This window comes from Deltaproteobacteria bacterium (assembly GCA_016930875.1).
Taxonomy (GTDB): domain Bacteria; phylum Desulfobacterota; class Desulfobacteria; order Desulfobacterales.
Window position 1 is genome coordinate 1 of the sequence record JAFGFW010000150.1, and the last position, 9,661, is coordinate 9,661.

Below are 9,661 nucleotides of genomic sequence, written 5' to 3' on the forward strand. Positions count from 1 at the left end.
TGAACGGTTAACTTAATTCCAATGAAATCTTGTACTTCCGAACCTTTCTATAAAGGGTATCTCTTGATATTCCAAGGAGCTTGGAAGCCTGTGCCTTATTCCAACCAGTTCGTTCCAAAGCATCTATGATATGCCTCTTTTCTATATCCTCTGCAGAGGGAAAAGATCTCGAGGGTTGTCTTTCAATCCTTTGTATTTCTTCCGACGCTGCCGCCAGATCCTTGGGATAGATGGTCTTACCTTGAACATGCACTGAAACACCCAGAAAAAGATTCCTCAGCTCCCGGATATTTCCTGGCCAGTCATATTCCATCAGCATTTTTATTGCGTTATCGGAAATGCGTGGCGTTTTCCAATCGTATTTATCTGAAAAACTGGACAGAAAAAAATCGATTAAAGGTTGAATATCTTCCTTTCTCTCTCTGAGTGGGGGAACTTTGAGCTTTATGCAAGCTAATCTGTGATAGAAGTCTGCCCTGAAGGTTTTTTCTTCCATCATGATTCTCAAATCCTGATTCGTGGCAGCTATTACCCTGACGTCAAGTTCTCTGACCTTCGTATCTCCCAGCCGCGTGACCATTTTGTCCTCTATGAACCTAAGGAGCTTCGGCTGAAGCGACAGGCTCATGTCTCCGATCTCATCAAGAAAAATCGTCCCGCCATTTGCCAGCTCTAACTTTCCGGGCTTATCGGCGGCATTGTGAAAAGCGCCTTTAACAGATCCAAACAACTCACTCTCAAAAATACCTTCGGGGATGGAAGAACAATTCAGAGGCACAAAGTCACCAGTTCCTTTGGAAAAATTATGGAGAGCATGAGCGACATGTTCCTTTCCGGTACCTGCCTCTCCTATGATGAGAACAGGAACATTGATTCTGGCAACGGCCAGGAGGTCATTATAAAGGGCGACCATCTTTTCGCTCTCAACAACTGTGCCTTCTTCAAGCAAACGGCTTTTCAAAGCCGTCTTTTCATCTGGTTCCTTACTCAAAGGGACTAACGTTTCAACACCTTGATCATCCTTATCCCAGACCGAAATCTCTTGCTCACCAAGGCCTTTTTCATCAATACTTTCTGCTTTGGAATCTTCAACAAAAGCAAAAAGATAATCAATAATCCGAAAAGCGATGCCATGGGAAAGAGGGCATTTCTCTATTTTTTCGTTATCCACGAAAGTCCCATTTCTGCTTCGATCAAAAAGAATGTACCTGCCTTGTTCCTGTTCAATGTATGCATGATAACGGGAGATTTCCAAATTATTCAGAACAATACTGTTATTCCTTGCTCTTCCGATCGTCACAGCGCTGGAAAATCGAAACACCTTATAGTCCTTTGAATCTTTGCACATGACAAGATATGGCATGTCTATGATCCTTCTACCCCTTTACGGTTTCCATTTTGCCGAAAGGACTCCGCTATGTTGAAAACCAGCTCTTGGACTCTCTATGGTTAATCGTCGCGCTTCCTGACTGGGAAAAAAGGCAATTCATACACCAGGTTATTGAAAACTTACGATCTTATCCACTAAAAATATATTAGTATAACACGTTCCTCGCGTCAAAAGCTTGCCCTTTTTCATGGAAGTATTCTCCACACCTGGACACACAGAACCTGAAAATGCAACTATCCTTATCAATTGACACTTCATGCAAGATCTGATAAATATTTTATTTAACATTCAGGTTTCTGAGATCTGAGTGTCCAAGTGCGCTAGGAGTCTAGCGCACAAGGTCGGATATTGACACACTAAAAACCAGTGGAGGTGCCAATGTTAGTAAAAGGCTGGATGACCAGTGACGTCATTACTGTGACTGAGGACACGGCCATGATGAAGGCTTCCATCATGATGAAGGACAACAACATCCGCTCTTTGCCCGTTGTAGATAAGAAGGGCAAGTTAGTAGGGATAGTTACCGACAGAGACCTGAGAGACGCCTCACCTTCCAAGGCAACATCCCTGGATGTTCATGAACTAAACTATCTCATTTCTACCATCAAGATCAAGGATCTTATGACCAGAAATCTTGTGTTTGTCAGACCCGATGAGACAGTGGAATTTGCTGCCATTTTGATGCTGGAAAACAAGATCTCATCGCTCCCGGTCATCAACAACAAGGACTGCCTGATCGGCATTATCACACAGACTGACATTTTCAAGGTCTTGATCAATATCACGGGGGTTTATACTGGCGGCGTGCAGCTTGCTTTCAGCCTGGAGGATCGTCCAGGCGCCATTAGAGAAGTGGCCGATGTGATCCGCTCCCACGGTGCGCGTATTGTGAGCATCCTTTCCACACGCGAAACCGCTGAAGAGGGTCGTCATAATATTTACATACGCACAAATCCCCTGCCAGCAGACAAAACCACGAAGATGCTCAAAGAACTGGAAGAGAAGTTCGTCGTTTGTTACACAGTGCGTGACCTGCTCGAGGACGTCGAAAAGCGGCGCATTCGCATACCCTACTAGTAGAACGTTTCACAAAAACCTTTTCAATTTGTCATTTCGAGCCTCCGGCTTGGAGGGGCCTACGCCCCGGAGGGCGAAGCGATAAATCTTGTTCCATCTCATTAACGTAGAAAGATTTGTCCCTACGGTTGAAATGACAGTCTTTTAGAAAAACGTTTTACTGGCGATTTGCGGTTTCAACTTGAAGCACTCCCGATGAATAATCCACTTGGCCTCCTCGCAAATCCTTCCAACTAATATGAGGCAAGCTCACCAATATTTAGACACCAAGAAGTTATGCAATATTTGACACTGTTGACGCATACGGTTGACGTCCTGCTCAACCAATGGCAAATTTATGAAGTATGCCAAGTTGTGTCTGCGTTGTAATGGATCCATGCCAACCTCGTGTCATCTCTTCATTTTTTTGAGACGCATCTCGGAGGGACGGAATGATCAATGATTCCTTCAAGAATCAGTGCATTTTCCATATCCTCGATGCATTGCGCCAAGGGCTTTCCCTCTTTTCCACCAAGCCGCATAGCCATCACCTATGCGATAACGCCCGATGATCCTCTGCACATTTGTGATCCGCAAGACCTTCTTCGCGGACATGAGCCCAAGTTCAAAGAGATCTACCTTGATTCTAACGACTGGCAAACACATGCTATGAGCACCAAGGGTATGAAATTCATTGGAGAGGTCCACCCAGAAAAGAACCTTCAACTCGCAGGACTCATTTCTTACGGAGGAAAATCTAACACCATTTTTTACCGGATGTGGTTTTCGGAGCATCATCCTGACATATGTTCCATTGGCCCCACCGAACGGTGACTCGAACACGCGGTCTGGCTCCTTTCGCAGGACTTTGTCAGTGAAAACATACTGTGCTTACGCACCTCGGGATACGTGCTTCAGGAATACGCAACCCACGCAGTGCGCGACTATATTGTTGATGAACGGGTTGCCATGCTCGGATGGGATAACCAACTCCGGGTTTATCCTGTTCTTGATGCCGTCCTTGGTATTTCCAAAACCCTCGAAGAGGGAACGTGGCCTCGAGGCGACATGGTCTTCGTTGAACCGGGCGCGCTTCACGAAATAGAATTTATCGCCCGCTTCCTGTATCTGGAACGCCCACGTCTGAAGAATTTTAAGCATATAAGAAAGCTCCTTCTGGCAGTGGAAAATTCGAATCGCAAACTGGTTTCCGATGGAAAAGATGTCGTCGGTGTCGCAACAGGTCACATGCCAAAAGCTAGCATAATCGCAGAGTTCATAAGCGGGCACGGTTTTTTGAGATTAGAAAAAAATCCCATATGCAGCTTTTCAAACGGGAATTTTCATTCGAGACGGTATAGATCTGACGGTCCGGTCCGAATGGAAACCGCTCTCGGGATCTGCCTTCTCTCCGCAAACGCTGGAAGAGTGGCTCAAAGGGTGAGTGCAGAGAGATGTGAACAATCTACCGAAAACAAGTTGGCGTGGAGATCAGTAAAACGAAATCATTTCTTGACGGCTTTGTGTAAAGTCTCAATAACTTGTCATTTCGAGCGCAGCGAGAAATCTTCAATGTGTAACACATTGAGAAGACAAGATTTCTCGCTGCGCTCGAAATGACATATTCGCTAAATCCGACTTCCAACGAACTCTGTTCAAGTTCGTTGTCGATAGGACGCCGCGAAGCGGCATAAACTGGCTTTTAACGAAACCGTCATTTCTTGGTTCAAAAAAAGATGAATTGAGAGTACAGTTGTATCAAAAAGGCTAGCAGAACCTTTTTGGCAAGGAGGCTCAATATGGGAAAGAAGATATTGGTTGCTGTGGATGATTCACTACCGTCCGCACGGGCAGTTAAGTATGCGGCTAGAATGTCTTCAGTTGTTAGGGAGATGACCTACACCCTGTTTTATGTGGAGGGCGTGATCCCTGAAACCCTGGTTGAAGAGGCCAACACAGATCCTAAGGCCAAAGCTGATGTTGACAGGCTCGATCGTCTCAACGCCGAATCAGCTAAGCGCATTCTCGACAACCACAAGGAGTTGATGTGCCGTGAGGGTGTGCCTGAAAACCACATCGAAACAGTTGCCCAACGCGAACAGGTGGGTACGGCCAAGGATATCCTGAATCTGGCCCAGCAAGGCCTTTACAATGCTATCCTCATGGGACATGGGGACATCATGCGGAGCAGGGATTTTTTCATGGGAACGACAGCCGCCAAGGTTCTGGAACATTCCCTGGAAGTTCCGGTCTGGGTTGTGGACGAAGAAACGACTTCCATGAAGGTAATGGTCGCCATAGATGGGTCTGACAATTCTCTCCGGGCTGTGGATCACATCATCTCCATGGTAGGAAATAACCCGTCGGTCAAGCTCACGCTGTTCCATGTGCGTCCACATCTGCGACATTACTATTCCATCGCCTTTGAAGAAAAAGAGCCGGCCCTCCAGGATGCCCTTCACCGCGGAGACAAAAGGCGCATTGAATGCTTTCATGAGGAAGCCTTTAAAAGATTAACAACAGGAGGACTACAAGAGAGTCAAATCGAGATAAGGACCAATACCCGTGCCTACCATATTTCCACAGCCATCCTTGACGAGGCCAGAAGCGGACTCTACGGCACGGTAGTCATTGGCAGGCGTGGAGAAAGGCAAGCCTTTTTCATGGGCAGCGTTGCCATGCGGTTGGTTCAGAAGATCTCCGGCATCGCCCTCTGGGTCGTGCCTTAAGTACACAAGGTAGTGTGCGGCCGATGGCTGTTTTGACGATTATTTGTACAAGTCCTTGAAAATGCCAAGATATTAGAGGTTGTGCCTGATCGTATGCCCACCAAAGAACGGGATATAATCCTGGACTCAATCACCGAAGGTGTCTTTACGGTGGATCGGAATTGGTGTATCACGTCTTTCAACCGCGCGGCTGAGACGATTACCGGTATCCCTCGCGATACGGCGATAGGTCAACCCTGCAAGGACATACTTAGAGCGAATATCTGCGAAGGCAACTGTGCACTCCGAGAGACTATTAACACCGGAAAACCGATTGTGGGAAAGGCGGCAGTCATTCTGGACAGAGACGGTAATCGTCGTCCAATCGGTATCTCCACGGCTGTGCTAAAGAATCGGCGGGACGAGATCATCGGGGGTGTGGAGACCTTTCGTGATCTCACGATGATAGAGCAGCTTCGAAAAGAAATCCAACGTGACTATCGCTTTGAGGATATCCTCAGTCGCAGCCACCGCATGCGTGAGATCTTCGATGTGCTTCCCCAGATCGCTGAGAGTGGGAGCACCGTTTTGCTCGAGGGTGAAAGCGGCACGGGCAAAGAACTTGTTGCCCGGGCCATTCACAACCTGAGTCCTCGCAGAAGAAAAGCTTTCGTAGCCATTAACTGCGGGGCGCTTCCGGATACCCTCTTAGAATCGGAGCTCTTTGGTTACAAAGCCGGGGCTTTTACGGATGCAAGAAAGGACAAACCGGGCCGTATTACCATCGCTGAAGGTGGAACCCTTTTGCTTGACGAGATCGGCGATATCTCACCCGCCTTGCAGGTCCGTCTGTTGCGCTTTCTGGAAGAACGGGTCTACGATCCCTTAGGCTCGGTCAAATCGCTCAAGGCAGATGTGCGGGTCATAGCCGCAACGAACAAGAACCTGTCAGATCTGGTGGCGAAGGACAGATTTCGGCAGGACCTTTTCTACCGAGTCAATATAGTGCGAATTGAGCTTCCCCCACTCTGGGAGCGCACGGAGGACATTCCACTTCTTGTTGACCACTTCATTACAAGCCTGAACAGCATACAAGACAAGAAGGTGGTAGGTATCACTGACGAAGCAGTGACTTGCTTGATGTCTTACAGCTATCCGGGTAATGTGCGCGAGTTGAAGAATATTATTGAGCGGGCCTTCGTACTCTGCCGTTCGGGGGAGATTGAACGAAGGCATCTCCCCGAGCCGCTATGTTCCGCGGCCTGCATTAACTGCCCGAAACAGACAGAATTCATGTCCCTCAAACACATGGAAGCGGCCTTCCTGATGAACGCTCTCCGGCGTAACAACTGGAACCGCTTGCAGACGGCTACCCAGCTTGGCATCCACAAGACCACACTATTCCGCAAGATCAAGTCCTTGGGTCTACAAGTGCCTCCGTCCGGAAAACATTCCTAATTTCCCCCTTTACCATCTTGCGAAGTGGTTGCAATTATGCTACCTCTCAAGCCGATGCAAGTAGCAGTATTGCTACTACTTGCCCCTTCCCTCTCCCAACGCCTGGCCGGTACCTTCCTGTTTATAAAGACTTTTTGACTCTAAGACGAGATATTATTATTATGGCACGCGTATTGCTGTTAGATAAAATGAAAGCTTAAGGTAAAAAAGGAGAGGCCAAGCGTGAAGGTGGCAATCCCCGCGTGGGCCGGCAAGGTTTCTACTGTCTTTGACTTTGCACACTCCCTGCTTTTGGTGGAGGTGCGCAGTGGCAAGGAGGTTAGTCGAAGCGAAATCGTTCTTGACCAGTACCCGTCCATGTTGCGCGCAGTGATATTGTCACGTTTTGATGTAGAGGTCCTCATCTGCGGTGCGATTTCACGGCCCTTGGCTGGCATCGTGACAAGATCTGGAATTGAAATTATACCTTTTGTCACCGGCAGAATAGATGATGTGCTGGATGCATTCTTGAACGCTCGGCTGGCCGACTCCCGACTCCTTCTTCCAGGTTGTCCAGCCGGTGCCACAAAGCTCAGGAGGAGGCAGCGTCGCTTCCGTCGTGGTCAGCGAGGGGCGGATAGAGGCAGCGGAAGATCTTATCATGAACCTAACAGTGCTGCCGAGCGAAAAAGATTCTTTGAGCGATATTGACCTCCGGTAACAAGAAAGCCTGTGCAAAGAGCTGTACGGGCATAACAGAAAGTTCACCGCCATTTGAAAGGAGGACTGTCATGCCAAGAGGAGATGGAACAGGGCCTGCCGGGCTCGGCCCAAGGACGGGACGCGCAGCGGGGTACTGCGCTGGATATGAAGTTCCCGGTTTTACAAACCCTATGCCAGGGAGCGGATATTGGGGCTGGGGTCGTGGAGGTGGCGGTTGGGGCCACCGGAATCGGTTCTATGCCACAGGGCTGACCGCCTGGCAAAGACCCGCATACGGTTATCCGGGTTTTCCGGTTGGGGTTCGCTATGCAACGCCATTCGCCCCGAGCGTTAGCAAGGAACAGGAACTCGATGAGCTGAAAGGCGAGGCAGAATATCTGAAGAACACACTTGAGGGCATAAAGAACCGCATTGAGGAGCTGGAGGGCCAAACCAAGTGACAGCAAAAAGCCGGGCGCACGCATGGCAAGACGCGAGGAGGGCGAATAGCAAGCTATTTAACCGACGAGCAACGCAGCCAGGTGGGATGGAACTGCCTGCCGGCAGGCAGTTCGGCACATCAAAATGTGAAGTTATTTTTGAGCGAGCCCTAACTTGAGAACCAGTTGTGGTATGCGCATGAGCATGGGAAGAGGACGAGGTATGGCCAGCGGTCGGCGGGGCATGGGTCGCGGCACGCATCGGCGTGTGACCGTAGCGAAGCGATCGCAAAAGGGAACGGCCGGCACGCTCCCTCCAGGTCGTTCCCCGCTCGCGCCCGGCACACCGCAAAAAATTTATGGGCAAGTCAGTGCGGAAAAAGAGCTTGCAACACTTAAGGCCCAGGCGAGGACCATGGAAGATCAACTCCTGGTCATAAGAGCGCGCATCACCGAGTTGGATAGAGGTCGCGCCATTTCCCCGGTCGTCGCAGTTGTGGACCGAGACAAGTGTATTGCGTGCGGTATCTGTCAGGAAATCTGCCCAACCGGCGCTATCTCCATTGATGAGATTGCCCGGATTGATCCCATGAAGTGTATGGGCTGTGGCGAATGCGTCGCCCAGTGTCCAGAGGAGGCAATCTACTTGCAAAAAGCATAAAAAGGAGCAATAAAAATGCCCCCAGAAAATACCTGGCAGGGGCAACATCTATTTGTAGCCGTTCAGGGGTTTAACGGTTCAGGGATTCAGGGTTCATCGAACGGATCTTGAGACCTTATCACCCCATGGTCTACAAGCAGGCCCTCCGGCCCGGATGGCCAACGCAAAAAAGGTAACCCTGAACGGTGAACTCTAAACCCGCGAACGCTTATATTTATTTAGACACAAAAAGGAGATTGTTGAATGAATGAAGTAAAGCTGCTTGAGGAAAGGATAGGCGGTCGCTGGACAGGGATCGTAATCCACCGTGACGGTTCACCGAAAGAAAATTTGGCCAAAAAGCCTATGCGCCTGTGTGAAGCAATAAAGGAGTCAATAACCAGGCCAATAGTCTTGACACGACATCTCGTCAACTGTCCCGGCGCACGCCGAAGCCTCGGCTGGACGACTAAAGAAGATGACAACATAGCAGGCAAAATGGCCGAGACGACAGGGATCAAGCCCGATATTGCACAGAAGGTCATCGCCAATACACCACGTCTTAACGGCAAAATTACCGCTGTATTGATAGGCAGAAACAAGTCTCCTGACATAGTGATAGCCTATGCTCAGCCCGAGACCGTCATGAGGTTGGTTCGCAGGTGGCAGGAAGTCTATGGAACTGATCTTGATTTGGAGGCTTCCAGTGTGATGGCTGTTTGTGGAAGCGTTGCAGTGAGGGCTTATACGACAGGCCGAATATGCTTGTCTTTTGGTTGTCCTGACTCGCGTGAATATGGAGCAATTGGAAGGGACCGACTTGTCATTGGCATGCCGGGACATTTGATAAGAAATTTGTTTTAGGTGATCAGATCAATTGCTGTTTATGAACCAGCGACGGAAGTGTTCAGGGGATGGGGGAATGTGTTTCACTGCAGTGGCTGTTGTTCCCTCCTTTTCTAGGTCACACTCCCATCCCCTGATATGCTGATTTGTGTCCGTGTACCAACGATGAACAAAAGGAGGTATAGCCAGCAATGAAAATAGGTGTTACATCTGCCGGACCTGCGATTGATGATGCCGTGGAGGCGCGTTTTGGACGGGGCCCCTACCTTCTAATAATCGATCCGGACACCTTGGGGTTCGCGAAAAAATAAGTTTACATTTTCAGGAGTCGAGGCGCACGCATGGCAAGGCGCGGGGAGGGCGAATAGCAAGCTATTTAACCGACGAGCAACGCAGCCAGGCGGGATGGACCTGCCTGCCGGCAGGCAGGTCGGCGCATCAA

Annotated in this window: 10 protein-coding genes; 8 read left to right on the forward strand and 2 right to left on the reverse strand. The window is 49.2% G+C overall.

Annotated elements, in window-relative coordinates; all coding sequences use genetic code 11:
• Window positions 1-7: 7 nt before the first annotated feature.
• Entirely contained in the window at window positions 8-1,363 is a 1,356-nt protein-coding gene (locus tag JW883_12915; GenBank protein ID MBN1843166.1) for a sigma 54-interacting transcriptional regulator, read from the reverse strand.
• A 405-nt stretch (window positions 1,364-1,768) separates the two neighbouring features.
• Here JW883_12915 and JW883_12920 point away from each other — a divergent pair, with 405 nt between their 5' ends.
• Together JW883_12920 and JW883_12925 are read left to right on the forward strand one after the other, a co-directional pair.
• The gene (locus JW883_12920) at window positions 1,769-2,467 is read left to right on the forward strand and encodes a CBS domain-containing protein (GenBank protein MBN1843167.1); all 699 of its coding nucleotides are present in this window, start codon (window positions 1,769-1,771) and stop codon (window positions 2,465-2,467) included.
• A 438-nt stretch (window positions 2,468-2,905) separates the two neighbouring features.
• Window positions 2,906-3,280, forward strand: coding sequence for a hypothetical protein (locus JW883_12925; protein ID MBN1843168.1), 375 nt, complete (start codon window positions 2,906-2,908; stop codon window positions 3,278-3,280).
• Window positions 3,281-3,337: 57 nt separating this feature from the next.
• Here JW883_12925 and JW883_12930 read toward each other — a convergent pair whose 3' ends face one another.
• Window positions 3,338-3,607 carry a hypothetical protein gene (locus tag JW883_12930; GenBank protein MBN1843169.1) on the reverse strand — a complete coding sequence of 90 codons (270 nt, stop codon included), beginning with the start codon at window positions 3,605-3,607 and terminating at the stop codon, window positions 3,338-3,340.
• A 638-nt stretch (window positions 3,608-4,245) separates the two neighbouring features.
• Between JW883_12930 and JW883_12935 the strand changes: the two genes are divergently transcribed.
• The 6 genes from JW883_12935 to JW883_12960 all read left to right on the forward strand — a co-directional run bounded on the left by JW883_12935 (window position 4,246) and on the right by JW883_12960 (window position 9,237).
• Window positions 4,246-5,175, forward strand: coding sequence for a universal stress protein (locus JW883_12935; protein ID MBN1843170.1), 930 nt, complete (start codon window positions 4,246-4,248; stop codon window positions 5,173-5,175).
• A 93-nt stretch (window positions 5,176-5,268) separates the two neighbouring features.
• Window positions 5,269-6,612, forward strand: a complete 1,344-nt coding sequence (locus JW883_12940) for a sigma 54-interacting transcriptional regulator (GenBank protein ID MBN1843171.1) — start codon at window positions 5,269-5,271, stop codon at window positions 6,610-6,612.
• A gap of 222 nt (window positions 6,613-6,834) precedes the next feature.
• On the forward strand, window positions 6,835-7,302 hold the full coding sequence (locus tag JW883_12945; GenBank protein MBN1843172.1) for a NifB/NifX family molybdenum-iron cluster-binding protein: 468 nt from the start codon (window positions 6,835-6,837) through the stop codon (window positions 7,300-7,302).
• Window positions 7,303-7,382: 80 nt separating this feature from the next.
• Complete coding sequence (locus JW883_12950) at window positions 7,383-7,754, forward strand: DUF5320 domain-containing protein (protein MBN1843173.1); 372 nt, start codon at window positions 7,383-7,385, stop codon at window positions 7,752-7,754.
• 394 nt (window positions 7,755-8,148) lie between these two features.
• Window positions 8,149-8,394 (forward strand): 4Fe-4S binding protein, encoded by a 246-nt coding sequence (locus JW883_12955; protein MBN1843174.1) that lies wholly within the window; start codon window positions 8,149-8,151, stop codon window positions 8,392-8,394.
• A gap of 243 nt (window positions 8,395-8,637) precedes the next feature.
• A complete protein-coding gene (locus JW883_12960) occupies window positions 8,638-9,237 on the forward strand; it encodes a DUF169 domain-containing protein (protein MBN1843175.1) in 600 nt (199 codons plus the stop codon).
• Window positions 9,238-9,661: the final 424 nt, after the last annotated feature.

Coding starts and splice junctions, on each gene's coding strand:
- JW883_12915 (MBN1843166.1), bottom strand. CDS start 1,363: ATGCCATATCTTGTCATGTGCAAAGATTCAAAGGACTATAAGGTGTTT.
- JW883_12920 (MBN1843167.1), top strand. CDS start 1,769: ATGTTAGTAAAAGGCTGGATGACCAGTGACGTCATTACTGTGACTGAG.
- JW883_12925 (MBN1843168.1), top strand. CDS start 2,906: ATGATTCCTTCAAGAATCAGTGCATTTTCCATATCCTCGATGCATTGC.
- JW883_12930 (MBN1843169.1), bottom strand. CDS start 3,607: ATGCTTAAAATTCTTCAGACGTGGGCGTTCCAGATACAGGAAGCGGGC.
- JW883_12935 (MBN1843170.1), top strand. CDS start 4,246: ATGGGAAAGAAGATATTGGTTGCTGTGGATGATTCACTACCGTCCGCA.
- JW883_12940 (MBN1843171.1), top strand. CDS start 5,269: ATGCCCACCAAAGAACGGGATATAATCCTGGACTCAATCACCGAAGGT.
- JW883_12950 (MBN1843173.1), top strand. CDS start 7,383: ATGCCAAGAGGAGATGGAACAGGGCCTGCCGGGCTCGGCCCAAGGACG.
- JW883_12955 (MBN1843174.1), top strand. CDS start 8,149: ATGGAAGATCAACTCCTGGTCATAAGAGCGCGCATCACCGAGTTGGAT.
- JW883_12960 (MBN1843175.1), top strand. CDS start 8,638: ATGAATGAAGTAAAGCTGCTTGAGGAAAGGATAGGCGGTCGCTGGACA.